This is a genomic window from Olivibacter sp. SA151, assembly GCF_054130995.1.
Genome location: NZ_CP096391.1, coordinates 5791341 through 5816789 on the forward strand (window position 1 = coordinate 5791341; position 25449 = coordinate 5816789).

20 protein-coding genes are annotated in these 25449 nt (G+C 40.9%); 9 read left to right on the forward strand and 11 right to left on the reverse strand.

The window, feature by feature from the left end; all coding sequences use genetic code 11:
- Positions 1 to 50: 50 nt before the first annotated feature.
- A complete protein-coding gene (locus tag M1D52_RS23655; protein ID WP_157622200.1) occupies positions 51 to 1139 on the reverse strand; it encodes a hypothetical protein in 1089 nt (362 codons plus the stop codon).
- A 331-nt stretch (positions 1140 to 1470) separates the two neighbouring features.
- Positions 1471 to 2499, reverse strand: coding sequence for an IS110 family RNA-guided transposase (locus M1D52_RS23660; protein WP_437393740.1), 1029 nt, complete (start codon positions 2497 to 2499; stop codon positions 1471 to 1473).
- A 635-nt stretch (positions 2500 to 3134) separates the two neighbouring features.
- Between M1D52_RS23660 and M1D52_RS23665 the strand changes: the two genes are divergently transcribed.
- The gene (locus tag M1D52_RS23665; RefSeq protein WP_377613219.1) at positions 3135 to 3920 is read left to right on the forward strand and encodes an O-methyltransferase; all 786 of its coding nucleotides are present in this window, start codon (positions 3135 to 3137) and stop codon (positions 3918 to 3920) included.
- Positions 3921 to 3994: 74 nt separating this feature from the next.
- Here M1D52_RS23665 and M1D52_RS23670 read toward each other — a convergent pair whose 3' ends face one another.
- The 3 genes from M1D52_RS23670 to fumC form a co-directional block, all read right to left on the reverse strand.
- On the reverse strand, positions 3995 to 5182 hold the full coding sequence (locus M1D52_RS23670) for a BamA/TamA family outer membrane protein (RefSeq protein ID WP_013664814.1): 1188 nt from the start codon (positions 5180 to 5182) through the stop codon (positions 3995 to 3997).
- 34 nt (positions 5183 to 5216) lie between these two features.
- Positions 5217 to 5684, reverse strand: a complete 468-nt coding sequence (locus tag M1D52_RS23675; RefSeq protein WP_149105161.1) for a fumarate hydratase — start codon at positions 5682 to 5684, stop codon at positions 5217 to 5219.
- A 72-nt stretch (positions 5685 to 5756) separates the two neighbouring features.
- Complete coding sequence (gene fumC, locus M1D52_RS23680; protein ID WP_013664812.1) at positions 5757 to 7154, reverse strand: class II fumarate hydratase; 1398 nt, start codon at positions 7152 to 7154, stop codon at positions 5757 to 5759.
- Between the two features lie 247 nt (positions 7155 to 7401).
- Between fumC and M1D52_RS23685 the strand changes: the two genes are divergently transcribed.
- The 3 genes from M1D52_RS23685 (at position 7402) to M1D52_RS23695 (ending at position 9841) form a co-directional block, all read left to right on the forward strand.
- The gene (locus tag M1D52_RS23685; protein WP_437361072.1) at positions 7402 to 8589 is read left to right on the forward strand and encodes a serine hydrolase domain-containing protein; all 1188 of its coding nucleotides are present in this window, start codon (positions 7402 to 7404) and stop codon (positions 8587 to 8589) included.
- A 117-nt stretch (positions 8590 to 8706) separates the two neighbouring features.
- Positions 8707 to 9012 (forward strand): YbaB/EbfC family nucleoid-associated protein, encoded by a 306-nt coding sequence (locus tag M1D52_RS23690; RefSeq protein WP_013664810.1) that lies wholly within the window; start codon positions 8707 to 8709, stop codon positions 9010 to 9012.
- A gap of 145 nt (positions 9013 to 9157) precedes the next feature.
- Positions 9158 to 9841 (forward strand): metal-dependent hydrolase, encoded by a 684-nt coding sequence (locus tag M1D52_RS23695; protein ID WP_437394203.1) that lies wholly within the window; start codon positions 9158 to 9160, stop codon positions 9839 to 9841.
- Between the two features lie 78 nt (positions 9842 to 9919).
- Here M1D52_RS23695 and M1D52_RS23700 read toward each other — a convergent pair whose 3' ends face one another.
- From M1D52_RS23700 to M1D52_RS23710, 3 genes are all read right to left on the reverse strand, one after another.
- Positions 9920 to 11074, reverse strand: coding sequence for a toxin-antitoxin system YwqK family antitoxin (locus M1D52_RS23700; protein WP_437394202.1), 1155 nt, complete (start codon positions 11072 to 11074; stop codon positions 9920 to 9922).
- 1 nt (position 11075) lies between these two features.
- A complete protein-coding gene (gene polA, locus M1D52_RS23705) occupies positions 11076 to 13862 on the reverse strand; it encodes a DNA polymerase I (RefSeq protein ID WP_437361077.1) in 2787 nt (928 codons plus the stop codon).
- 312 nt (positions 13863 to 14174) lie between these two features.
- Complete coding sequence (locus tag M1D52_RS23710; RefSeq protein WP_013664806.1) at positions 14175 to 14864, reverse strand: OmpA family protein; 690 nt, start codon at positions 14862 to 14864, stop codon at positions 14175 to 14177.
- Positions 14865 to 14961: 97 nt separating this feature from the next.
- On the opposite strand from M1D52_RS23710, the gene M1D52_RS23715 reads away from it, so the two are divergent.
- Positions 14962 to 17889, forward strand: coding sequence for a M16 family metallopeptidase (locus M1D52_RS23715; RefSeq protein WP_437394201.1), 2928 nt, complete (start codon positions 14962 to 14964; stop codon positions 17887 to 17889).
- A 54-nt stretch (positions 17890 to 17943) separates the two neighbouring features.
- Here M1D52_RS23715 and M1D52_RS23720 read toward each other — a convergent pair whose 3' ends face one another.
- The gene (locus M1D52_RS23720) at positions 17944 to 18720 is read right to left on the reverse strand and encodes a hypothetical protein (RefSeq protein WP_437394200.1); all 777 of its coding nucleotides are present in this window, start codon (positions 18718 to 18720) and stop codon (positions 17944 to 17946) included.
- Between the two features lie 186 nt (positions 18721 to 18906).
- Here M1D52_RS23720 and M1D52_RS23725 point away from each other — a divergent pair, with 186 nt between their 5' ends.
- Genes M1D52_RS23725 through nadD form a run of 3 tightly spaced genes read left to right on the forward strand, consistent with a single transcriptional unit; the run spans position 18907 to position 20958 of the window.
- Complete coding sequence (locus tag M1D52_RS23725) at positions 18907 to 19782, forward strand: YicC/YloC family endoribonuclease (RefSeq protein WP_437394199.1); 876 nt, start codon at positions 18907 to 18909, stop codon at positions 19780 to 19782.
- 20 nt (positions 19783 to 19802) lie between these two features.
- Positions 19803 to 20369, forward strand: a complete 567-nt coding sequence (gene gmk, locus M1D52_RS23730; RefSeq protein WP_013664802.1) for a guanylate kinase — start codon at positions 19803 to 19805, stop codon at positions 20367 to 20369.
- Positions 20370 to 20382: 13 nt separating this feature from the next.
- Positions 20383 to 20958, forward strand: coding sequence for a nicotinate (nicotinamide) nucleotide adenylyltransferase (nadD, locus tag M1D52_RS23735; protein WP_130854513.1), 576 nt, complete (start codon positions 20383 to 20385; stop codon positions 20956 to 20958).
- A 60-nt stretch (positions 20959 to 21018) separates the two neighbouring features.
- Here the strand turns inward: nadD and M1D52_RS23740 are convergent, their stop codons facing one another.
- Entirely contained in the window at positions 21019 to 21369 is a 351-nt protein-coding gene (locus M1D52_RS23740; RefSeq protein WP_130854514.1) for a hypothetical protein, read from the reverse strand.
- A 743-nt stretch (positions 21370 to 22112) separates the two neighbouring features.
- On the opposite strand from M1D52_RS23740, the gene M1D52_RS23745 reads away from it, so the two are divergent.
- The gene (locus M1D52_RS23745; RefSeq protein ID WP_437394198.1) at positions 22113 to 23423 is read left to right on the forward strand and encodes an FAD-dependent oxidoreductase; all 1311 of its coding nucleotides are present in this window, start codon (positions 22113 to 22115) and stop codon (positions 23421 to 23423) included.
- Positions 23424 to 23479: 56 nt separating this feature from the next.
- Here the strand turns inward: M1D52_RS23745 and nagB are convergent, their stop codons facing one another.
- Entirely contained in the window at positions 23480 to 25399 is a 1920-nt protein-coding gene (gene nagB, locus M1D52_RS23750) for a glucosamine-6-phosphate deaminase (RefSeq protein WP_013664798.1), read from the reverse strand.
- Between the last annotated feature and the right edge of the window lie 50 nt (positions 25400 to 25449).

A 25449-nucleotide genomic window follows, 5' to 3' on the forward strand; every position in this document is an offset into this window, starting at 1 on the left:
ATTCAATCTTTGAGCTATTTATAAACAAAGTCTGATGTTCGCTTTATGAGTTACTCATTCGGTCCCCGAGAATCAAGATACATAAATTCTGGCGTTAAAGATAACGCCCTGCTTGTCTCGGGTTCGATATTCCCATTAGCATCTAATGCAAATCTTATGAGTCGCCTTGCTCGATCGATGACATATATGAACTGGTTTCGATTGGGTAAATCGGTGATTGCAACGTCTATTGGGTCCACCAAACCAGTAGCTGCTCCGGTAATAATTCTTGTTGGTGTAATCGTTCCACCAGCCATTATCGCTTGCTTTGCATTCTCGATAACATAAATTTTTCCATCCACACTATTATTACTTGGATTATCCGTGAGTTTCGCAGGACCTAAATCGGAAAGAACCAGGATATCAAGTCTCGGAGAATAAGTAATACCTCGAATATCATTTGCTCCCGCAATGGTGATTGTATAATTTGGTTTAGCGTTGTTAATAAAAGTGTCTTGTATGGAAGCAATATCTTTTAATGCAAAACCCCATATTTCTTTGGTATTCCCTTGCATCGACAGCAATAGCAAAGAATCACTTGTATTAAGTGTCATATTTGTTGAAATACCCCAAGGAAGATTTGCCAGTTTAAGCCTTTTTCTTGGGGATTGCTGTCCCACCAGCCGCGAAGGATTATAGTATATGTTTAAGGAAGCGCTGTCTGGATGATCATTCGTAATAAATAACTGATCGGATTTGTTATCGTAACGAATGGCACGAGGCATATAAAGGTGAATAGTGTCCTTAAAGCTGCGCGTGGAAGTACCTATAACTCCAGCATCATTCACCGAGAAATACTTAATAGTAGTATCGTTTCTACTGACCTGAAAACCTTGTCTTAAATCAGGGCTATATGTGATACCCATTCCAAGCCGAGGCTGCGTATTCGCGCCGCTGGGAGCTGGTATATAACCGGCGCTATCCGCAGGATCAATCACTACCGCGTTTTGATAAACCTGCGTATCCGAATTAGCGATATCCGAAAACGATATATACAGCCTAGAGATAGGCGTTGCGGGATAGATCGGCTCATCATCTGCCCGCTTACAGGAAGTCCACAGGCAGAGGATAATCAGGTTTAGCGCGAATATACGGTTCATTTGCATCGAGTACATTTTTTCTTGGAAATCGAAAACAATGTCCTTCATCATTTCCGGCTTCGGTATTTTACTATATAACGGCAACAAGGCAGAAAATTGCACAGCTGCAAACAAAAATAGTATAGCAAACTTAGATAAACTTTCTTTTATAAAAAAGTTTATCCATCTATTCTTAAAACAAGCATTTATCATGGAATAGTGCTTATATTAAAGGAACCTTTTTGTTTTTCTTTTTTTCCGCAAAAAAGATACTGTGTTAGATTCCAAATATTTTATAACTTTATTTTCTGAAGGAGAGCAGCGCAAGCTATTCATCCTGTGTAGGCAGATCTCAGTATCTGCCTACTTCCATTACAGCGTTATTTATTTGTTCTTCGAAAATATATTCCTGATCATTCTTCCATAAGATATATATTAAGATCAGTAACTTTCTAGCTACAGCAGTTATTCCGATTTTTTTAGCTGGCTTCCTGTCAATTATTCTTTCATAAAATACTTTTAGATCTTTATTATATCGGCTAGCAGCGAGTGCAGGCATATAGAGTGCCTTTCTAATGAAGCTATTTCCTTTTTTGGATATCTTTGACTTTCCCTCGTGGCCTCCAGATTGATTATGTTGAATATCCAAGCCACAATAGCTTACTAACTGCTTAGCATTTTTAACTAATGCAAAGCCATTTGTTTCAGCTAAAACGATTATGGCTGTTATAAAACTGACACCTGGTATGGTAATGACTTTAGTAATTTTATCATAAAATAAGGTGTCTGACATTACAGTTGTTCTAAGTTCGGCCTCAATTTCAAGCAACTGATTTTCAAGCAGACTTATTTGTCTTTTTAGTCGTCTTGACACAGAAACAAGGCAGTCATAACCATACTCTTTTGCATGTAACTGGTTTTTTGCTGCAACAAGCTTCACTTTGGCTTCCTGATATTCACGTGTTAATGACTTTATTTCACGCATAAATTTGGTAGGCATTTTCCAGTAATCCAGTTTACGTTCTAAACCAAATCTACTTAGTACCTGAGCATCTACATTATCAGTTTTAGTTTTAATGTTAAGGCTTTTAGAATAGTGCTTGATTTTATTAGGCAGCACAACGGAAAGTTGCTGATTGCGATCATCCAGCCAGAAAGCTAACCGTTCATAGTAAACCCCTGTTGCCTCCAAAACAAAAGACACCCCATTATCTACTTGCTGTAAACACCAATCCAATAATTGCCCGAATCCCTTGAGATCGTTTGTGAAAGTTTTTGGCCGGCTAAAAACAGGGCTCTCTTCCTGAATACTACTTCCCAGGCAGCAAACTATCGAATCCTTCGATATATCTACGCCAACACAATGTTTAGTTGTTTTCATGATAAAATGGGTTAATGAGACAGCAAAAGCTTCTATCATCTTTTCTCGCATTTATACGGGATACCAAAGCTCCCTAAGTACTGTTCAGACTCGGAGAAGCATTAGGAGATGGTGAATGATTCTTTTTTCGGGATATTATGTTCAACTCCCTGAAACAAAATATTTCTTCCCTTCTCCTCTTGCTATTTCTCCAGAAACTTAATGATTTCCAAACATACGAGAAACAAAAAACTCCTCGCTTGGAACTTTGCTACAACGGTGGTGCATCAACATGCAAACCGCAAATTTCCTAGGCGATACTTTAGCAGAACGTTGGGCTTTTACTTTTAACCGGACGTATTATTTCTTCAGCCCTAAATATAGCCCTGTGCGCTGGAAGATCGGCCTTGGAGGATACCGACGCAACGAGCCGCAAAGCATTTGCATGTCTGTTCATACGGCAATATCCAAGCGGATTGAGGAAGTGAAACGGCTCCAATACGCGCCAGCGATGCTTTGCCATCAGATGCAAGGTAGCCTACACAAGCCTTGATTTTTGGTCAGCTTTTTATCAAGAAAAAGCTGATTAAGAAAAAAGTTCCTTTTTTTTCAAAGAGAAAAGAACAAATATAAAAGCTTTATCTTTGCTGCCGTATATGGCAAACTACCGTTTCTTCATTGATTATCTAATACACAAATTCTCCGCTAAAACACGCCATGGTGTGCATTCGCCATTTGTTTATAAACTTGTTGATGAGGTTATATATGATTTTTCAACTAAACCTTACGAAGAAGAAATCGAAAGAAAGCGGCAAGCGCTAAAGAAGGACACACGAATTATCACGGTAACCGACTATGGTGCCGGTTCGATGATGAATAATGGAAAACAAAAGGCCGTAGGTTTGATTGCGAAGAATGCCTTGAAGCCAAAACGGGTTGCACAGCTTATTGCTCGATTAGCCAACCGCTTTGCACCGGTAACCATTATAGAATTAGGCACTTGCCTGGGAATCACCACTGCCTACCTAGCCAAGGCTAATCCTAATGCCTCCATCACAACAGTAGAGGGTTGCCCGGAGACTGCGGCTGTTGCCCGGCAAACCCTCGATGAGCTTGGTGCGTCGCAGGTCCAACTGAAAATAGGAAACTTTGATATAATCCTACCGCAGCTTATTCAAGAGCAGGAAAAAATTGACTTTCTCTTTTTAGATGGTAATCATCGGAAGGAGGCGACTTTAAATTATTTTTATCATTGCCTACCTAAAGTTCATGAACAGACTGTACTGATCTTTGACGACATTTATTGGAGTGATGGCATGAAAGAGGCTTGGCGGGAAATCAAAAACCACCCACAGGTAACTTTAACAATCGACCTATTTTTCATTGGCTTGGTTTTCTTCAAAAAAGGCCAGGAAAAAGAACATTTTAAGATTAGTTACTAGTAGGCCATCAGTTTTCGGAAATGAGTTATCAGCTTTATTTTTAGCTGATTACCGATTGCTGATAGCCGATCACTCTAAAACGCTTCGCCGAGCGATAAATAAAAGGCTGATTGCCGCGGCTCTCCGGGACGTTTTTCGCCTATACCGTAATCAATCCGGATGCTCGAATTATGTTCCAGATCAAAGAAGTAGCGTAAGCCACCGCCGAAAGAAGGTTTCAGCGATGAAAAGTCTATCTTTTTATTGTAGACCGTCCCAGCTCCCATAAAGGCCGTAAAACCAATACGTGGATGAACGCGATAGCGTAACTCTGCCTGCGAGGTCATCAATGTCTTGTCTCGGTATCTACCTGGATAATACCCTCGCATGACTTCATCACTTCCTAGCTGCGGAAATAAATAGAATGGCACATTGCCGAAGTATTCATCGTAGGTGGCATGTAGGCCAAGCGTTAACTTCGGTGTTAACGGAAAGAAGGCACGTAAGTCGAAATCCAAGCGACTTCCCTCAAAGTTATTCCCTCCCCAGAAATCAGGCATATAATGATAGACTGCCCGCGCATAGTAGCCCTTGGTAGTGTAGATATTTGTGTTACGGCTATCATACAACTGCGAGATTCCAAAGGCCAGGTATTTTCCACCTTCTTTACCATACAGTGGTGTCCAGTCGTAAATACCACCGGGAGCCTCGTCATTATATTCATAGTTCTCGTAAATCAAGCCGAGACCCACATAATAATTTTTAACAATCTTCTTTTCCCCTTCCAACCTGAGCCTAAACAATCGTTGAACCAAGGAGTCTTTATCCGCTTTTCGAGTTTGATCACCAATTCCATAAAAATTGAATGGAAAATCCTTATACCTTATCTCTGAAATGATATGATAATCATTGCCTTTTGTCCATATATCGGATGTCAATTTAAGATTCGATTGCTTTTTTGTGGTTAACGACCCCTGCAATACAATGCTGGACGTTCGGATGAGCGTATCGCTTTTATCAATATAGAAGTTGTAAATACCGGAAAGTCCATACTCTAGGCCGGTTTCCGGTGCATATCCCAATAAAGGCAACACCACAAAACCAGCTGATCGCGTAGAATCTTTTTCTGACGAGATGAATTTCTGAACCAGTTTACTCTGCATCAATTTGCCGTTCATGAACCTTTGATAGAGTCCGGGCTTCTTCTCCTGTGCGATTATATTGAGAGACGAGAGGCAAAGAATAGCTGTTCCAAGCAGGAACCGTTGAGCTAACATTCTCATAAAAAAACGAGCAAAAAATCTAAAATGTTTAATATCAAAGAGGTTTGGGCACACAGGTAATGTGCTCAATTTTCCTCAGATTAACCGGTGTTTGATAGTATTGGCTTTCGAGGTAAAGCGAGTCGGCCGTATGTTTTACTAACTTAAACCGGGGCAAAAATTGACCGATACGATGGCAGCCCGATAATTTCTGACGCCAGTTACTTCGGGTAAATGTAGATTCTATCAATAAGCTATCATTTCTAACCAGATACACTCCCCTAGCGTATTCTTCCCACTGTCCATCGCCGTAACAAGAATCAACTACCGTTCTTACCTTGCTAAAGGTTTTTAAGGTAATATAGACCGAGTCACAAGTAAACTTAAGACGATATAAACTGTAGGTCAATAGCTGATCTTGGTGGGCTATGGAGTCTTGCACCCACACCCCTTGTAAATAGGGCTCACCCTCTCCCTGTATATTCGGATTAAACTTGCAGGCAGAACAAAGCAATAAGCACATACCTACAAGCGTAAGGTATGTGCTTTTAAATATTAAATAATGATTCCGAGTCCTCATTATCCTTTAGAACCCCTATTTCAAACCACCGATCATATCTTCGGGGCGCACCCATTGATCAAATTGCTCATTGGTAAGTAGCTCGAGTTCTAAGGCCGCTTCGCGCAGCGACTTATTCTCTTTATGGGCCTTCTTCGCAATTTTGGCAGCGTTCTCATAACCGATATGCGGATTCAGGGCCGTAACCAGCATGAGTGAATTTTCCACATGTTTTTTAATACCATCATAGTTCGGCTCAATGCCGATCGCACAGTGATCATTAAAGGAAACGCAAGCTTCACCAATTAATCTCGCCGACTGGAGGAAATTGGCAGCCATTAAAGGCTTAAAGACATTTAGCTCATAATGGCCATTAGCACCTCCTATGGTAATGGCTACGTCATTTCCCATTACCTGTGCAGCGACCATCGTTAGGGCCTCGCACTGGGTAGGGTTCACTTTACCTGGCATAATAGATGAGCCGGGCTCATTCTCCGGAATAAAGATCTCTCCGATACCCGAACGCGGCCCGGAAGCTAGCATACGGACGTCATTTGCAATCTTCATAAGGGATACCGCCAGTTGTTTTAATGCGCCGTGACTTTCAACAATGGCATCATGAGCAGCCAGAGCTTCAAATTTATTTTCAGCGGTACGGAAGGGTAATTGCGTAAATTCCGCAATGTATTTGGCAACATTGACATCATACCCTTTCGGTGTATTAATCCCGGTACCTACCGCTGTACCGCCCAATGCCAGTTCAGAAAGGTGCGAAAGTGTATTATTTAAAGCTTTTAACCCGTAATTTAGTTGGGCTACATAGCCTGAAAATTCTTGGCCCAGCGTTAAAGGTGTAGCATCCATTAAGTGGGTACGGCCAATTTTTACAACATCTTTAAATTTATCAGACTTCTCTTTCAGTGTATCCCTAAGTTTTTCAACGCCTGGAATAGTAGTTTCCACCAACATCTTATAAGCTGCGATATGCATCGCTGTCGGATAGGTATCATTCGACGATTGTGACTTGTTTACATCATCATTCGGATGGATAAAAGTTTTTCCTTCTCCCAATTTATTTCCCTGAATAACGTGTGAACGGTTGGCAATCACTTCGTTCACGTTCATATTGGATTGTGTCCCGGAACCGGTTTGCCAAATTACCAAAGGAAATTCACCGTCGTGTTTTCCTTCAAGTATCTCATCACAAACCTGCGCTATTAAATCCCGCTTTTCTGCCGGTAACACGCCTGCATCTGTATTGGTAAAAGCTGCGGCTTTCTTTAAGTAAGCAAAAGCGCGGATGATTTCTTTAGGCATCGAACCTTCCGGACCAATTTTAAAATTCTCGTGGGATCTTTCAGTTTGGGCTCCCCAATACTTATCGGCAGGCACCTTCACCTCGCCCATTGTATCGCGTTCAATTCTATATGACATGTTTATACGTTATGATATTGTTATTCCATCATCAACATGGGCTTGTGGCCACGTTGATTTATCCTTACAAAGTTATAAAACTTATACACTTGACCATATTTGCGCGCTAATTGTTTTTATTTTTCCTATTTCTTATTACATTATGCATACAGGCTGTGTAAAAATTTCATTAAATTAGCAATTAACACAATATTTTATCAATTTCGCCATTCCTATGATGTTGTACTTTTAATAGCAAATTCATTACGTGTTGAGACGATTATTACTATTTTCACTCCTTTCCTTTATTATATTCACCGCTTGCAATTCTGCTGAAGAAAAAAAGGCGCAGCAGGCCAAAGAACAAGCAATTACCGATAGTATCAAGCTCATATATCACCCTCGGGATGCAAATAAAGAGGTAGATGCTTTTATGCAGAAACTTCATAAGAAATCGGCGTTTAATGGCAATGTACTGATAGCAAAAAAAGGAAAGATTATTTACGAAAATGCATTTGGTTGGGCTGATTATCTGCGTAAGGACAGCTTGAAGATTCGTTCTCAGTTTGAATTGGCTTCGGTTTCTAAACCATTAACTGCTACCGGTATTTTACTATTGGTACAAGAGGGTAAATTAAAGCTCGACCAGCAAGTGAAGGAGTTTTTCCCCGACTTCCCCTATGAAGGCATTACCGTCCGGATGCTACTAACGCATCGATCGGGCTTGATCAATTATGTTTATTTTACGGATGACCTATGGCCCGACAAGAAAAAAGGGATGACCAACATGGACGTTATGAAGATTCTTGCTGAGCGTAAGCCGGCACCCTATGCCAAACCCGACACTCGGTTTCATTACAACAACTCCAACTTTATGATACTGGGGGCAATTATAGAAAAGGTAAGCGGTCAATCATTTACGGTATTTATGCAAGAGAATATCTTTAGACCCGCGGGAATGAAGAATACGCATGTTTACTCTAAAGCTGATTATGAAAAAATACCTACCGATGTTGTCGGCCATGACAAGGTTTGGCGGAGGTCTGTTGTTCAAAATTTTCACGACGGCCCCGTGGGCGATAAGGGAATTTATAGCACCGTGGAAGATTTATTTCTTTTTGATCGTGCTATGCGTGAAGGGCGATTAATCAATCAAAGTTGGCAAGACTCTGCTTACGCACCACATAACAAAAAGTCCATCAAAGGTGTGTTTAATTATGGCTTTGGTTGGCGTACCTTTGAGCAAGGAAAGGAGCATGTTGTATACCATACAGGTTGGTGGCATGGTTTTAAAAACTTATATGTTAGAGATTTGAAAAACGATGTTACCATTGTTTTGTTAAGTAATATGGCGAACGGAAGTCTTACACATTTAGACGATCTATTTAAAATATTGGATATGCCCGTTATCAGGCAAGGCGCTTATAACGGTAGTGGAGATTATGTTGGAGAGTAGTCGTGCTAATTAGCCAATTAGCTAATGTGATAATTAGCTAAAATTGCATTAATGAGATCATGGGTTTTTACAGCCGAGAGCTGACAACTGAAAGCTGACAACTAAATATAAAAGAATATGTTCGATAAATTGTTTCAGGCACAGCAAAAGGCCGAAGAAATTAAAAAACGCCTCGACACAATAAGTGTGTCAGGTGAAGTGGAGGGAGGAGCGATTAAAGTAATTGCAACCGCCAATAAAGAAATTAAATCGATTACAATAGACCCAACGTTCCACGAAGGTGCTGATTTGGAAGAAGTGGAAGAGTTATTAGTGGTGGCTATCAACAAGGCTCTTCAGCAAGCTGAAAATGTAAGCCAGACCGAAATGCAAGCCGCAACCAAAGACATGTTGGGTGGTTTGGGCGGTATGTTTGGTCAATAGTTTTAAGTTATAAGTGGTTAGTTATACGCTTTAGGAATTATGACTATCAACTCATAACGGGTAATGAGCAGTTTTACAGAAGGCAGGCTTTTTTACTTCCTGCCTACCGCATGCAGGTTTACTTTTAACTTTTTACTTTTAACACATGAAAGCAACATTTTATGGACATGCCACGATTGCCTTGGAGTTAGCTGGCGCCAATGTATTGTTCGATCCTTTTATTACACCAAATGAACAAGCAAAACATATAGACATCAATACGCTGAAACCTGACTATATTATACTCAGCCACGCACATGAAGATCATGTAGCAGATGTAGCGGCCATTCAAAAAAACTCGGATGCCACTGTCGTTGCCATCGTAGAAACGGCGGCCTGGGTAGGACGGCAAGGCATTAGCCAAGATAAGATTATTGCGTTCAATTTTGGCGGTACCCTAAAAACCTCTTTTGGTACAGCCAAAATGGTGTATGCACTACATACCAATGGCACGCCGGATCAGCAATATGGGGGCGTAGCGGCGGGATATCTCATCAAAAGTGGCGATAAAAAAATCTATTTTGCAGGCGATACGGCATTGACGCTGGAGATGAAGCTCTTAGCGGATGAGCAATTGGATTGGGCCATTTTACCCATAGGCGACCATTATACCATGGGCGTGGATGACGCCATTAAAGCCGCTGGTTTTGTTAATTGCAAGAATATTATCGGGATACACTATAACACCTTTCCTCCTATTAAAATCAATGAAGAAGAAGCCAAGCAAAAATTTGCTGCCGCCGGTTTAAATCTTCATTTGCTAGCAATCGGAGAATCGATAACCTTGTAAAAAAGATAAGGTGCACAAGCATCTCAAGTTGCGCATAGAATCAATCAATTAGCTAATTATTACATTAGCTAATTGACGTTATATTCCCTTTTCCCGCTGTATTTGTAAATTGTAAAAGCGGAGCCGTCCACTTTCATCGTCCACCATCGCGTCTACAGTAATATTAAAAACATCATCGATATAGTCAGTCTCGCCGTAAGAAGGAATCCAATAACTGATATTCTGTAAGGCATTAGCCATGATTTTATCGCCGTCTTTCTCCGCTAAGCCCTTAACGATCTCCAGTTCGCGCAGACTTCCTGTTTTGTCAACACTCGCCTTTATTTCGAGCTTGGCAGGTCCGGTGAGTAACCCGCGAGAATCATAAATAGCGAAAGCGGCCTCTAGTTTCTTCATCATGAACATAGAAAAATCCTGGTTCTCATCTATGGTGCAATTCTTGCTGACCATTCCTTCCGCCTGAAGGAAGAACAAGGAGGGACCGATCTGTATCCGCGATCCGTTCTTATAGGGAACCCCGGTAATTTCATCATAACCTCCTTTAAACACGCCCTCTTCAAATCGCTCATAGCCTGCGTAGTCACGTTCATTTTTAGGATATACCAGAAAAATATTCCAATTACCATCCGGCTTTCCCGATTTAATGTTCCCTTGATAGTCGGTAAAGGTGTAGCCATATTCGTTGTAACCCTCAGCCTTTACCGAAAACTCATATTTTCCATTTCCATCTTTCACGCGTTGACGTCTTTTGGTATCCCAATAATTTTGGACAAAAGCTCCCTCCTCTTTATAAAGAATTTCCAGCATCGGCAAGCCATCCGGATAATTATAGCGAGAGACCCCCTCAGCCTTACCATTTTTAAAGGTAGTTGTCCACTTTATCTGTCCATTGGCAAAATAGGCCGTGAAAACCCCCTCTTTTTTGCCTTGGAAATAATTCCCTGTCAGGATCACTTTGCCGTCGTTATTGTAATCGGTAAAAGGACCGTCGAAGCTTTTGATCGAAATATTATATTTACCCACTCGCTCGATGGATTTAAATTGGCAAAATTTATCGACCAGAAAATAATGTTCATCGAAATAGAACTGCGTCGTGCCGTCCGTCAACTGTTCAAAATAGATAGGTTTAATTTCCGTACTATCTGTTTGCGCCCTTAAGCGTGGCCCAATTAATAGACTGCTGATCAGCAGCAGCCCCATTTTAAAAATCGTTTTCTTTTGTTTGATTTTCATTCTAGTGTGCTTCAAGCCAATTTTGCCCTTCACCAATTTCCACCACAATGGGAACTTCTGTTTTTAAAGCTCCCTTCATACGCGCTTCTATAATTTCCTTAAACGCTGCAACCTCATTCCTTGGTACGTCAAACACCAATTCATCATGTACTTGCATTGTCATTTTTCCTTTAAGATTAGCTTGCTGAATATCTTGATGAATGTGAATCATCGCAATTTTAATCAAATCGGCGGCCGATCCTTGTATAGGGGCATTGATCGCATTTCGCTCTGCAAAACCTCGTACCGTAGCGTTGGCCGAATTAATATCCCTCAGGTAACGTCGACGTTTTAACAGCGTTTCTACATAACCGTGCTCTTTAGCAAAGGCGATGGTATTATTCATATAATCACGGATGCCCGGATACTGAATAAAATATTGTTCAATCATATCCGCTGCTTCCCGACGCGGGATTCCTAAGCTTTGCGACAGACCAAATGCCGATTGCCCATAAATAATCCCGAAGTTCACCGCCTTTGCATTCCGCCTTTGATTACCGGTAACTTCCTCCAAACCTACGCCATACACCTTGGCCGCTGTCGCTGTGTGAATATCCAAGCCCTTTGCAAAAGCATCCAGCATATTGGCATCTTTACTGATCTCTGCAATTAAGCGAAGTTCAATCTGCGAATAATCCGCCGAAAGGATAACATGCTCGTCATCACGTGCAATAAAAGCTTTCCGAACTTCTCTTCCCCGCTCTGTGCGAATCGGGATATTTTGAAGATTGGGGTTGTTTGAACTTAACCTTCCAGTTGCGGCCACCGCCTGGTTATAAGAGGTATGTACACGTCCGGTTTTCGTATTGATCAACTGGGGTAGCGCGTCAACATAAGTTGATCGCAACTTTTGTAACTGCCTATATTCCAGTATATCCTGCACAATGTCACTCTTATTGGCAAGCGCCATGAGTACATCCTCTCCCGTTTGATATTGACCTGTCTTTGTCTTCTTTGCTTTTGGATCAAGCTGCAATTTATCAAATAAGACCTCTCCTAACTGTTTAGGGGAAGCAATATTAAAAGGCACACCTGCCTTCTCATAAATTCTTGCCTCCAGTATTTGAACTTCATTCTGTATCGCCAAGGAGAAGTCGGATAGTGCCTTCACATCGATCCGAACGCCTACCCTTTCCATATCTACCAATACCGGTACAAGTGGAAACTCGACTTCATGTGCCAGCTTATCAGCCTCAACCTTAATAAGCATGGGTTCAAAAATCTCTTTCAGCTGTAAAGTGATATCCGCATCCTCTGCGGCATAATCGCTAACCGTTTTAGGGTCTACATCGCGCATATTTAATTGCCCTTTGCCTTTTGGGCCGATTAACGTGGTAATGGACACCGGTGTATACCCCAAGTAATTTTCCGATAACACGTCCATTCCATGCCTAGTCTCGGGATCAATGAGATAATGAGCCAACATGGTATCAAAAAGCTCACCTGCAACCTTCACATCATACCAGCTCAAAACCAATATATCGAACTTTAGATTTTGTCCGATTTTACCGATAGCAGGGTTTTCGAAAACAGGCTTAAATTGCTGAACCAATGCATGAGCCTCTTTTTGATCCGCTGATGCGGGTACATACCACGCTTGGCCTTTTTCTACCGAAAAGCTAAGTCCAACTAATTCGCAGCAATTAGCATCGGTACCGGTGGTTTCCGTATCGAAACAAAAAGACTTCTGTCTCGCTAAAAGTGCCAGCAATTCGTTCAGTTTTTCCTCGCTATCCACGAAGGTATAACTATGCTCCGTATTGCCGATATGGTTTCCCGGAGCAGGCGGTATTGTTGCTTCAGGTGCAGGCGCCGCGCTTTCTCCGGATGAGAAGAGATCCATTTGGCCACCGGCAGACACTTTATTGTCTACGACATTAAACTCTTCTCCAAACACTCGCTTACCCAATGTTCTGAATTCCAATTCCGCAAATAACGGCTCCAATAAATCTTTATTGGCCTCCCTTATCATCAAGGTTTCAGCCTCAAATTCGACAGGCACATCGAGGATAATCGTTGCCAGCTTTTTTGAAATAAGTCCTTGTTCAGCATAGGTTTCGATATTTTCTTTTAGCTTTCCTTTCAATTGATCGCTATTGGCAATTATTCCCTCAACCGATCCAAAATCCTGGATCAATTTTTTTGCTGTTTTCTCGCCAACTCCAGGGATGCCGGGTATATTATCAACCGCATCACCCCACAGACCTAAGATATCAATTACCTGCTCTACTCTTTCGATTTCCCACTTCTCTAACACTTCCTTTACGCCCAGTATTTCATGTCCGTTTCCCATACGGGCAGGCTTGTAAATTTTGATATGATCGCTTACAAGCTGTGCATAATCTTTGTCAGGCGTCATACAAAAGACTTCAAAACCCGCTTGCTCTGCTTTTTTTGCCAAAGTCCCAATAATATCATCGGCCTCAAAACCGTCCATGGTAATCACCGGAATATTGAAACCTTCAATTAATCGAAAAATATAGGGAATAGCCGCTGCCAAATCTTCGGGCATAGCCTCCCGATGGGCTTTATACGCCTCGAAAGAGGTATGACGCTCTGTTGGCGCTTCGGTATCAAACACGACCGCCATGTGCGATGGGTTTTCCTTTTTTAGTACTTCCAATAAAGTATTCGTAAAGCCCATAATAGCGGAAGTATTCAATCCTGTAGAGGTAAAGCGAGGACTTTTACTTAATGCGAAATGAGCCCGGTATATCAGAGCCATACCATCTAACAAAAAAAGTTTCATTGGAATATGTTTATTCGTTATCGTTCAATCTTGGACTTAGTAAGAAGACATTTTCTATCCCCTCCCATCGTTGGATACAAAGTTAACAGAATAGGCCGATTTTGAAATATCACTTGCTAATTCCATCAGGAATTTCGCTTTTAAAAAAGAAAGGTTTTTATTAGTTTATTTTTATAACTGTTCTTTATGCTTGATCATAAAAGCCCGAACGACTGAGGAGCTTTGCGTTGAGCTTCTATGAATACCTTTAAAACAAAAAAAGAGTAAGCTTAAAATCGCTTACTCTCTTGAGTATGTAGTGAATGTTTTAGGCTACATTGAACTTTGCTGCTTCGCCTCTTCCTTCATCTTTTCGTTAGCAACAATTACGATTTCTACGCGACGATTCTGCGCGCGTCCGGCTTCGGTACTATTATCAGCAATTGGCTCATTAAAGCTTTTTCCTTCTGTCTTTGCCCGGCTAGAGGATAATCCTTGTGCCACTGCATAATTTTTTACAGCGGCAGCCCTACGTTCCGATAGTCCCTGATTATACTCCGCTGTTCCTTTGTTGTCAGTGTGACCTATAATCAAAATGTCGGTATCAGGATTGTCGTTCAACGACTTAACCAAGTTCTTAATGTTAGTTTGGGCTTCCGGCTTTAAGGCTGTTTGGTCAAATCCGAATAAGATGCCTGAATCGAATTTGACAATGATACCTTCACCTGCTTGTACGACTTCCGCACCGTCTACTGTCCGCTCAATTTCTGCGGCCTGTTTGTCCATTTTCTTTCCAATCAACCCACCGGCCACTCCACCAAGAGCTCCACCGATGATGGCTCCCACAGCCGTATTACCTGCTTTTTTACCAATAAGCGCACCTAATCCTGCTCCACCTACGGCACCTATACCTGCACCTTTTTGGGTGTTATTCATGGATTTAACTGTATTACAGCTGGTGAATAACATACTTGATGTAGCCAGTGCCACACCAAAAATAGCTATGTTCTTTTTTATGCTCATTTTAATATTTTTTGATGACGTTAAAAGTTATACAAACCAAGTGCCAAAAAGTTTTTGATTTAAAACATTAACTTTAGGCCAAGTTAATTTCACACATATGAAACATACAAATATACTATCCATTCTATTTCTTTTTATAGGCATAGGCACTTTATTCGGGCAGCAGGCATACGAATGGAAGACCGCTACTAGCGACGGTTATACTTACCGTTACGTCACAAACGACCCCACGCAGTCTAGATTTTATACCTTAAAGAACGGTCTTACCGTAATTTTAAGTCCTTCTACGAAAGAACCACGAATTCAAACCTATATAGCGGTCAAAGCAGGAAGTAAAACGGACCCGGCAAGCCATACCGGTTTAGCGCACTATCTTGAGCATCTACTCTTTAAAGGTACGGACAAATTTGGAACCTTAACGTGGTCGAAAGAACAGCCTTTGCTAAACCAGATTGATAAATTATATGAGCAATATAATTCAACAACCGACTCAGCGAAACGAAAAGCGATTTATACCGAAATTGACCGAGTTTCAGGTGAAGCGGCAAAATTCGCTATCGCTAATGAATATGATAAGTTGATGGCCAACATGGGTTCGCAAGGGAGCAACGCTTTTACATCATTTGAACAGACCGTTTACATCGAAAACATCCCCTCTTCGTCCATCGATAAGTTTTTAGCCGTACAGGCGGAGCGATTTCGGAATCCGATTTTCAGAATTTTTCACACCGAATTGGAGGCTGTCTATGAAGAAAAGAACAGGGGCTTGGATAATGATGGCACTAAGGTATTCGAATCCATGTTTGAAAATCTATTTCCAAACAGCTATGGTAAGCAAACAACCATTGGGACGATCGAACATTTAAAGAATCCTTCTTTAATTGCAATCAGAGATTATTATCGAACATACTATGTCCCCAATAATATGGCCATCATTATGTCGGGAGATTTTAATCCAGATCTCGTGATAAAAAAAATCGATACTGGCTTTTCCTTTATGAAGGAGAAAGAAGTACCGGCCTACCACTTTGAACCTGAAAAGGAAATGGTAACACCAATTCTTAAGGAAGTGGTTGGGCCAACACCTGAAAGTGTGATGATTGGCTACCGCTTTCCGGGATCTCAGAGTAAGGACACCCAATTACTAGAGCTGATCGGTAGCATTCTTACCAATGGTAACGCAGGTCTATTCGATCTCAATTTAGTTAAAAAACAACGCCTGCTTTCTGCCGCAGCCTTTCCTTATGTACTCAAAGATTATAGTACGCTACTCTTGCAAGGAAGGCCTATGAAAGGTCAATCATTGGACGAGGTAAAACAGCTGATGCTGGACGAGATTGAAAAACTCAAAACAGGCATGTTCTCTGATGAGCTTTTAATTGGCATCCTTAATAACGCCAAAAAGTATACTATCGAGACGAACGAAAGCTACAGATCCAGAGCAAGCAGCCTGATGGATGCCTTTACATCGGATATAGATTGGCGACGAATGGTCGCTTATAATAGTACACTGGCGACAATCACGAAGCAAGACATCATGCTTTTCGCAAAGAAATACTTAAATAATAATTATGTCGCCGTCTATAAGAAGAAGGGGGAGGATAAAAGTATAAAGAAAGTTGAGAAACCAGCAATTACACCGGTTGAAGTGAACAGAGATGCTCAATCTGCTTTTTTGAAGCAAGTGAATGAGATGCCGGAAACACCGGTCGCTCCTATGTGGATCGATTACGGCAAAGATATTAATCGAGACCGAATTAATGGGCTAACGCTCTTGTCGGTGGAAAATAAAACGAACGATATTTTTCGCTTGAGCTATCGATTAGAAATGGGTAGCTATCACAACAAATTACTGCCCATTGCCGCCGAATATTTACAATATATTGGTACATCGACAAAAAGCGCAGAGGATATCAGTAAGGCCTTTTATCAAATTGCATCATCCTTTGATGTTAACGTTTCTTCGGAAGTTAGCTCCATTAGCTTAGATGGTTTACAGGAGAATTTCGGACAGGCGGTTCAATTACTGGAGGATTTATTGAAAAATTGCCAGCCGGATGAACAAGCTTGGCAGCGTTTAAAATCGCGTCTGAAGAAAGCACGTGAGGATGCTAAACTGGATAAAAGTGCTATCTTAAAAGGCTTGGTGAGTTACGCCCAGTATGGTGCAAAAAATCCATTTAATTACGTGTTAACAGATGAAGAACTGGAAGCAGTTCAAGCCGGTGAATTAACGGATATTTTGCACGATCTGATAAACTACGAACATCAGGTTATCTACTATGGCCCTAAGAGTACGGCATCGCTAAGCAGTGAATTAAGCGCTTTGCATGTTACAGCCAGTCCCCTAAAGGCTTATCCTGCTCCGGTAAAGTTCGAAAAGACGACGCAGAATGAATCAAAAGTATATTTTGCACATTATGATATGGTGCAAGCTGAAATCGATTGGTTCAGAAATTCTGATGTGTATGATCCGGATAAAACCGCGGTTATTCAACTTTTTAATAACTATTTTGGTGGCGGGATGAGCGGTATTGTTTTTCAAACGATTCGGGAATCTAAAGCACTTGCCTATTCTACCTATGCGGTTTACTCTTCTCCGAGTAAGAAGGATGATCGTTACAGTATTCTGGCTTACGTAGGCACACAGGCGGATAAACTGAAGGAGGCTATATCAGGAATGAACGAGCTGCTCCACGATTTGCCTGCCTCTGAAAAAGTCTTCAATACCAGCAAAGAAGGGTTACTCAGGTCGCTCGAAACCAGCCGTATTACAGAAGATGGCATTATTTATTCTTTCTTAAATGCGCAGCGATTAGGTGTCGATTATGATATGCGTAAGAAAGTATATAATGAAGTGAAAGACATGAATTTTTCGGACCTGCAGTATTTTCATCGTAGTGAGTTTAAGGGAAAGGCCTATTCATATTGCATCGTAGGAAGCAGAGAACGTGTGAAAAACACGGATCTCGCAGCATATGGGACGGTGCAAGAGCTTGATCTGAAAACGCTTTTTGGCTACTAAATCTCTGAGAAGAGCTGTTTGAAAATGACAAATCAAACAGCTCTCGCAAACGAACTAGTATTCCTTTTTATTGAGTTGTTGTTCAGGAATGGGAATCTTCGGCAAGGTTTCTGCCTTTGGTCTACCATCGCGTTCAAATTTTTCCAGAGACGCCTTTAGATAATCCCGAATATCGTACTCATTCCAGTACCTACACTGCTCGTAACTCGGACGGTAGAGCGACATAAAATTCATGAGATCATCTCCCTGCAAACCGGTAATCTCGCCAACATTATATTTATTGAATTTTTTATCGACCTCAGTCTCTTTTATTTCATTCTGCGCATAATTGTTGAATCTTCTGGCATTCTTTGCTGACCGACTGAAAGTACCATACAAAGCGCTTAATGGATTAAAGAAGTAGGCCAATGCCTTAGGCTTGCGAGCCCCATAGGGTGTCTGCTTTTCGTAATCCTCCAATATATCCTGAAGCTCTTCTTTTCTGGTTTTGCCCGTAACAGTGACCGTTTCCAATTCAATGGTGGGATTTAAACTTACCACAATATTTTTGGGATCGGTAATACGATAATACTCTGATGAATAGGCATACTTGGTAACTATAAGCGTATCCCCAGCCTTAGCAGGAATGACAAAACCGCCCTCACTGTTTGAAATCGCTTTCTCCAAGGTCCTTCTATTGGTAATTGTAGCTTCCGCGACTCTCTTTGGGGTGCCTTTCTCCAGAACTATTCCTTCAAGTGTCTCCTGCGCGTGTACCAAGGAGCTCAAACTAAGTAAAAATAGTGTCAGAACGGTGTTATATATGCTTTTAAAGTGTTTTTTGCGCTCCATACTTCTCCTCGGTAAACATAACAAATCATTTGCATTAATAGTGCTAAAAAATGTTAAATTAGCTAGTGACTATCAGTTGCCGACAGTTGTCCCGTCATTATGATCCCATTAGCTAATTACCTACGATGAACAACGATATCATTACCTGATGTTCGCAAATGTCAAGCATTTTATCTAAGTTTGCATATGATAAAATCAATGACCGGATTTGGTTTAGGGACCAAAGAAAGTGCCAAAGCGAAATATACGGTAGAAATTAAGTCGCTAAACTCAAAATATTTAGAACTTAATCTGAAGTTACCTAAAACTTTCTCTGAAAAAGAGCTATTCCTTCGTAACGAGTGTACTAAACTGATTGAACGGGGGAAGGTCAATATAACGGTCAACGTCGAATATGCCGATGCCGCAGCGAAGGCGGCCACCATTGATGGCGGCCTGTTGAAAAATTACTATCACCAACTAAAAGCCATTGCAACAGATCTTGGCGATCCTACGGAAAATATATTCGAATTAGCACTGAATTTGCCGGAGGTCATAAGCTACGCCGAAGAGGCTGCCGATGAAGAAGAATGGCAAGATTTGCTGGATACATTTTATTTAGCATTGGAGAAATTCCAACAATTCCGGTCGGATGAAGGAAAAGTTCTCAAAGATGATCTTTTTAAACGAAACCAAATCATTTTGGAGCTTCTATTAACCGTAGAAAGCCAAGAAGTAGCTCGGATTCCATTAATCAGAGAACGTATCAGTAATTATATGGAAGAGGCCGTAGGCGGCGAAAATGTTGATAAAAATCGTTTCGAACAAGAGTTGATTTATTATATTGATAAGTTAGATATAACAGAAGAAAAGGTCAGATTGCGAAGCCATTGCGAGTACTTTGGTAAGATCCTAACTGCACCGGATGCAAATGGAAAAAAATTAGGTTTTATCTCCCAGGAGATGGGACGTGAAATCAATACGCTTGGATCGAAGGCAAATAACGCGCAGATTCAGCAGACGGTTGTTCAAATGAAGGAAGAGCTGGAAAAAATTAAGGAACAATTACTAAATATTTTATAGAATAAACTTGTCATTACCGGATGGAAGGAAAGCTAATTATCTTCTCCGCACCCTCAGGCGCTGGAAAAACAACAATAGTAAAGTGGTTACTGGAAAAATTTAATGACAAGATTGCCTTTTCAATCTCTGCTAGCACAAGAGAGCCCCGTGATGGCGAAGTGAATGGAAAGGATTATTACTTCATCACTAAAGAAGAGTTCTTACACCGCATTGCAAAAAAGGAGTTTGTAGAATTCGAGGAGGTATATTCCGGCACTTTTTATGGTACACTACGTGCTGAAATAGAACGCATTTGGATGGAAGGAAAAGCGGTTATCTTCGATATTGACGTCATTGGAGGCTTGCATTTAAAGAAAAAATTCGGCGAAAATGCGCTTGCAATTTTTGTACAGCCGCCTTCATTGGATGTGTTGGTAGAAAGATTACGTGGAAGAGGAACGGATACAGAAGAGAAACTTAAGGAGCGCATTGAAAAGGCCGGTAAAGAATTGGCTTATGCAGAGAAGTTTGATGTTATCCTAAAAAATGACGATCTTGACAAAGCGTGCCAAGAGGCGTCTGAATTATTGCTTGATTTTTTGAAATAAGGCGATTAACGGAATGCAGAAAATAGGACTTTTTTTTGGTTCATTTAATCCTATTCATATTGGCCATTTAATTATTGCTAATTACATGGCCAATTATACCGACCTTTCGGAGGTGTGGCTGGTGGTTTCACCGCATAACCCACTAAAAAGGAAGGATAGCCTTCTGAATATGTATGATCGATTGGAAATGGTAAACTTGGCCATTGACAATACAGACCGCATACGAGCAAGTGATATTGAATTCCGTCTTACGCAACCTTCCTATACCATTGACACCTTAGTCCACCTCAAGGAACGTTATCCTACCAAAGATTTCGTTTTGATTATGGGTTCCGACAACCTAGTTACATTGAAGAAGTGGAAAAACTACGAAATCATTTTACGTGATTTTTTCGTTTATGTATATCCAAGACCTGGTTATGACGCGGGCGAATGGGCGGAACATCCCCGAATTACTTTTACCGAAACGCCGTTAATGGAAATATCATCCACCTTTATTCGAAATGCCATAAAAGATCATAAAAGCGTAAAGTATTTTTTACCGGATAAAGTATTGGACTTTATTGATAAAAAAGGCGTTTATTTGTAGTTGACATCGGCTGTCAGCACCCAGTTGTTACTTATTCGTTAGCCCCCGATCAATTATGAACTAATTTCCCAATTCTTCCAGCTCTGCTTTCTCGTCAATAGGTACATCGAGTATGAATGCATCGTAATCGGCAGCATCTTGATCTGAATAGGTGCCATAGGCATTTAAAAGAAATCCTTTTTTACCATCTTTCGTTTCTATAGCATATAAAACAGACATATCGGCAGGATCACTTTCCCCTTCAAAACGGTAATTTCGAACAATGGTTAAGTCTTGTGGTTGGTAAACAGGTGATTTCAGGTTACCTAAATAAGCCCCTTCTTTTTTTATCGTGATTTCTTCGCCATATCCTTTAGCGGCTAATTTATTCATAACCTGTGAAAGTGGCGTCATAGATGCAGATGTACTCATAATTTCCTGATATGATATTTCAAACTAAGTATATAACAGTGATTGTCAATAAATAGTTTGCTTATCGCTTAAATGAATTATTTAGAGGTTTCGCTTTTCATGTATGTTTGGTGTTAGTATTAGAAGAATATGACTATCGGCTTTTTGCCCTAAAACAGGGATCGATTTAACACATAGATGAATTGTTTATATTAAAGGAACGTTTTTTTTGTCACTTTTTTCCGCAAAAAGTAACCAAAAACTCATCACTTGGAACTTTGCTATAAAAGGTAGTGCCTCAACGTGCAAACCGCAAATTTCCTAGGTGATATTTTAGCAGAACGTTGGGCTTTTACTTTTAACCGGACGTATTATTTCTTCAGCCCTAAATATAGCCCTGTGCGCTGGAAGAACGGCCTTGGAGGATACCGATGCAACGAGCAGCAAAGCATTTGCACCTCTGTTCATGTTGCACTATCCAAGCGGATTGAGGAAGTGAAACGGCTCCAATACGCACCATGAATGCTTTGCCATCAGGTGCAAGGTAGCCTACACGAGCCTTGATTTTGCTCAACTTTTATCAAGAAAAGTTGATTAAAATAATAGTTCTATTTTTAAGTAAAACCGACCAAGGGAGCTCCCAAAACAATCCCACTTATCTTTAGGTATTATTCCCGATAGTCATTTAGAATTGGAAATTATTCATCATCTGCGTAACTTGCAGGCAAACGGAACAGACCTAACAGCAATTCATTCTATGCAAGATGGTAAATAGACTCTTCTTCTTGATTTTATGCTGTTCAATACCCTTTCAGGGAACGGCACAAAAAAGTAAAAAGCCCCCTAAGCCACAAGTACTGGTATACGGACATGGAGCCGATGCTTTTTCTGCAGCCATGCAATCTGCACAATCCGGTGTTGAAACTTATTGGATAGTAGATTCAACCAATATAGGAGGGACACTAATACAAGGTGAAACGAAAAGCATTTCATCCAATCACTTGCTCGATGTTGGGACCTGGGCATTTTTTTTAAAGGGAATTGCTAATGTTAAAGAAATCTCGGATTCTGCATTATTTGCTGCAAAAAAACATATAGCACCTAGAATAGCGCAAAACGTTTTTGAAAACAGCGCGGACACGATTAAGCGATTATCTTATAAAAAAAATCTCAAGGTATCTGAAATAGAGAAGTCCGGTAAGGGTTGGCAGGTAACCCTGAGCAATAAGGAAAAAATAAAAGTAAGGGCCATAGTAGATGCTACCGATAAAGCTTCCCTATTAAGTTTATTAAAGGAAAAGGATATTAAAGATAAGGAATATTTTCCTTCTGAACTGGTTAAGCAAATCGACTATGATTCTTCTTTATACAGAACGGGGATTGCTGTCGGACAAATAGGAAAACAGATTTTCAATATACCGCTAAGCAATCTGTTGCCCGACAGTTCACTAAGAAACTATTTCTCAACAAAACCGAATGAGAAGCTATTATCCCCCGATAATATAGAGCGGATACCGCTATTGATGTTGCGCGCACAAGCCTGCGGTGCTGCAGCAGCTTACTGTGCTTTTTTTAATACTACCTCTGACAAAATTAATGTCAGGACATTACAGGGCGAGCTTTTAGCCTTTAAGAGTTTTATGATGCCTTTTCAGGACATCCGTTTATCAGATGTTCATTATTCCCAGATCCAACGCGTTGGAGCCACCGGTATCCTTCGGGGTGTCTATAAAAATAACGAAAACTCTTTTCAGTTTTCTCCCGACAGCCTGGTGTCTTCAAAAGAAGTCGAATTTCCCATCAAACAGTTATATACCAGAAGTCAGATATGGTTTAAAGACAAAGATATCCCGGTATTTAAGTTAAGTGACTTATTGGATTTAATAAAGTATGTTGCCAATAGGGGAGAGGAGTTAAATGCCGAAGTTGAGAAAGGTTGGATAAAACGCTTTAAATTTAAAGGTTCTTACGATCCGGAACGAAAACTAAGTCGTAGAGAATTTGCAGTTTTAGTTGACACGTATTTACAGCCCTTTCATGTTCGCGTTAATTTGAAAGGCGAATTACAATATTAGATTGAGGTTTGTTCAAGCATCTCAATAGATACTTAAACAAACCCAATCTGTATTCATTAAAATTTCCAGCGAACAAAAGCCTCAATGGCTTCATAATCCGCTAAACCTAGTTCATCGTATTTTCTCGCTGTTTCACTGGTTCTATCCTCGGCACGTACCCAGAACTCACGAGCATCATCTCCCGGAAACACAGGCAGATCTTTTTGTGATTGATGTTTGAAAATAGCGTGGCGTTTCCGAATCACTTCTTGTGGTGACAAGGGAACGGCCATTTCTATTTCATGAATCTCAAACTCGTGCCATGCCCCTCTATATAGCCACAACCAGCAATCTTTTGTCCACTCCTCCGTTTTACTTAATCGGGTCAACGCTTCCAAAATAATGTCGAAACAAACTTTATGCGTTCCATGCGGATCGGCAAAATCACCGGCTGCAAAAACCTGATGCGGTTTGATTTGCTGCAATAACTCCATCGTCTTTACGATATCATCCTCATAAGATACAACCTTTGAAAATTTGCCCCTATCGTAAAAAGGTAAATCCTGAAAATGGATATTTTCGTCAGGCAGACCGGCAAATCGGGCACCCGCTATTGCTTCTCCTTTACGAATTAGCCCCTTAATGGTACGGATTTCTTCTGTATCAATTTGGTTCGGTTTTTTGGCTGCTATAAATCTTCGGGTTTCGTTATATAATGCTTCTAATTTTTCCGTCCCTAAATTCAGCGACTTTGTAAAGTCAGTAGCAAATTCTATATACCGTAAGACATCATCATCCCAAACAGCTGTGTTCCCGGAAGTCTGATAAGCAACGTGTACATTATGTCCCTGATCAGCCAAACGTATAAAAGTACCACCCATAGAAATTACGTCATCATCCGGGTGTGGTGAAAAGATAATCGCATTTTTCCTCGCAGGCACTGCACGTTCAGGACGCTGACTATCATCCGCGTTAGGTTTCCCTCCCGGCCAACCGGTAATCGTATGTTGAAGCTGATTAAAAATATCTATATTAATGTTATAAACCGGCCCTTTTTCCGTGGCCAATTGCGCCATGCCATGGTTGTTGTAATCTTCTTCGGTTAATTTGAGAATTGGCTTTTTAACCGTTTGGGCCAACCAAATTACTGCCTTTTTTATGGTTTTAGAGTTCCAAACACAGTCTTTGACCAACCAAGGCGTGTTGAAACGGGTCAATTCACTTGCGGCTCCCTCATCCAAAACGAATTCAACATTATCAGAAAGCTGAAGGAAGGTTGCGGGCACATCCGAAGACATTTCCCCCTCCACTGCCTTTTTAACAATTTCGGCCTTAACAGGACTCCAAGCCATCAAAATGATTTCGCGAGCCTTAAAAATGGTACCGATACCCATAGTAATAGCCTTCGTTGGCACGTTCTCCTTCCCCCCAAAATCGCGAGACGCATCTCGACGGGTAAGGTCGTCCAAAGTAACCAAACGGGTACCTGAATTCGGGGCCGAACCAGGCTCATTGAAACCTATGTGGCCGGTTCTACCGATTCCTAAAAGTTGAAAATCCAAACCACCCAGTTCACTGATCTTACGCTCATACTCCATACAATAGGTCGGTATGTCCGATAGATCGAGTGTTCCATCGGGGATGTTAATATTTTCCCGCTTAATATCGATATGATCAAATAAGTTTTTGTTCATAAAGGTAACATAACTCTGGGCAGAGTCGGGTTGCATGGGATAATATTCATCCAAATTAAAAGTAGTAACGTTTTGAAAGCTTAGTCCTTCTTCGCGGTGAAGTCGCACGAGCTCTGCATAAACTTGAACAGGAGTTGCACCTGTAGCGAGACCTAATACGGCCTGCTCACCTTTTTCTTGCTTTTCTTTAATTAGGGTTGCAATACGAGCAGCGACAGCTAATGAGGCTGCCTTTGAATTTTTGTAAACGGTTACGGGGAGTTTCTCGAAACGCGTTTCTTCCAATAGATTTAATCTAGCCATTTTTGAGGATAGTTTCATTTAAGGTGAGACGCAAAAATAACGAAATATTA

Bases quoted from the DNA above. Each gene is read 5' to 3' on its own strand.
- M1D52_RS23655 (WP_157622200.1), bottom strand. From the start codon at position 1,139: ATGAACCGTATATTCGCGCTAAACCTGATTATCCTCTGCCTGTGGACT.
- M1D52_RS23660 (WP_437393740.1), bottom strand. From the start codon at position 2,499: ATGAAAACAACTAAACATTGTGTTGGCGTAGATATATCGAAGGATTCG.
- M1D52_RS23665 (WP_377613219.1), top strand. From the start codon at position 3,135: ATGGCAAACTACCGTTTCTTCATTGATTATCTAATACACAAATTCTCC.
- M1D52_RS23670 (WP_013664814.1), bottom strand. From the start codon at position 5,182: ATGAGAATGTTAGCTCAACGGTTCCTGCTTGGAACAGCTATTCTTTGC.
- M1D52_RS23675 (WP_149105161.1), bottom strand. From the start codon at position 5,684: ATGTGCTTATTGCTTTGTTCTGCCTGCAAGTTTAATCCGAATATACAG.
- fumC (WP_013664812.1), bottom strand. From the start codon at position 7,154: ATGTCATATAGAATTGAACGCGATACAATGGGCGAGGTGAAGGTGCCT.
- M1D52_RS23690 (WP_013664810.1), top strand. From the start codon at position 8,707: ATGTTCGATAAATTGTTTCAGGCACAGCAAAAGGCCGAAGAAATTAAA.
- M1D52_RS23695 (WP_437394203.1), top strand. From the start codon at position 9,158: ATGAAAGCAACATTTTATGGACATGCCACGATTGCCTTGGAGTTAGCT.
- M1D52_RS23700 (WP_437394202.1), bottom strand. From the start codon at position 11,074: ATGAAAATCAAACAAAAGAAAACGATTTTTAAAATGGGGCTGCTGCTG.
- polA (WP_437361077.1), bottom strand. From the start codon at position 13,862: ATGAAACTTTTTTTGTTAGATGGTATGGCTCTGATATACCGGGCTCAT.
- M1D52_RS23710 (WP_013664806.1), bottom strand. From the start codon at position 14,864: ATGAGCATAAAAAAGAACATAGCTATTTTTGGTGTGGCACTGGCTACA.
- M1D52_RS23715 (WP_437394201.1), top strand. From the start codon at position 14,962: ATGAAACATACAAATATACTATCCATTCTATTTCTTTTTATAGGCATA.
- M1D52_RS23720 (WP_437394200.1), bottom strand. From the start codon at position 18,720: ATGGAGCGCAAAAAACACTTTAAAAGCATATATAACACCGTTCTGACA.
- M1D52_RS23725 (WP_437394199.1), top strand. From the start codon at position 18,907: ATGATAAAATCAATGACCGGATTTGGTTTAGGGACCAAAGAAAGTGCC.
- gmk (WP_013664802.1), top strand. From the start codon at position 19,803: ATGGAAGGAAAGCTAATTATCTTCTCCGCACCCTCAGGCGCTGGAAAA.
- nadD (WP_130854513.1), top strand. From the start codon at position 20,383: ATGCAGAAAATAGGACTTTTTTTTGGTTCATTTAATCCTATTCATATT.
- M1D52_RS23740 (WP_130854514.1), bottom strand. From the start codon at position 21,369: ATGAGTACATCTGCATCTATGACGCCACTTTCACAGGTTATGAATAAA.
- M1D52_RS23745 (WP_437394198.1), top strand. From the start codon at position 22,113: ATGGTAAATAGACTCTTCTTCTTGATTTTATGCTGTTCAATACCCTTT.
- nagB (WP_013664798.1), bottom strand. From the start codon at position 25,399: ATGGCTAGATTAAATCTATTGGAAGAAACGCGTTTCGAGAAACTCCCC.